This window comes from Rugamonas fusca, assembly GCF_014042365.1.
GTDB classification, from domain to species: domain Bacteria; phylum Pseudomonadota; class Gammaproteobacteria; order Burkholderiales; family Burkholderiaceae_D; genus Rugamonas; species Rugamonas fusca.
The window spans coordinates 1-255 of the sequence record NZ_JACEZS010000110.1 but is presented as its reverse complement, the minus strand read 5'-3'; the positions used below and the strand labels follow the sequence as shown (position 1 = coordinate 255).

General features: G+C 64.3%; 1 protein-coding gene. It reads left to right on the top strand.

Going from position 1 to position 255, the window contains the following annotated elements; genetic code table 11:
- A partial coding sequence (locus tag H3H36_RS26535; RefSeq protein WP_182220998.1) for a CHASE domain-containing protein occupies window positions 1-255 on the top strand: 255 nt, incomplete at both ends.

Genomic DNA, 255 nt, shown 5'->3' with positions numbered 1-255 from the left:
ACAATGACCAGGCCATCTTGTCTGGGCACACGCAGCTGGTGCAAGAGTCCGCTGGTGACGGCGGCGGTGGCGTATTGCTGTTCCTGCCGGTCTACCGGCCTGGCATGGCGCACGGCACCATGGCTGAACGCCGCGGCGCGTTGTTGGGGTGGGTGGATGCCTCTTTCCGGCTGCGCGACCTCATCTCCGGCATTTTGGCCGGCAACGTCAACGCGGTCGGCGTGACGCTCGATCTGGATATCTACGATGGCACGA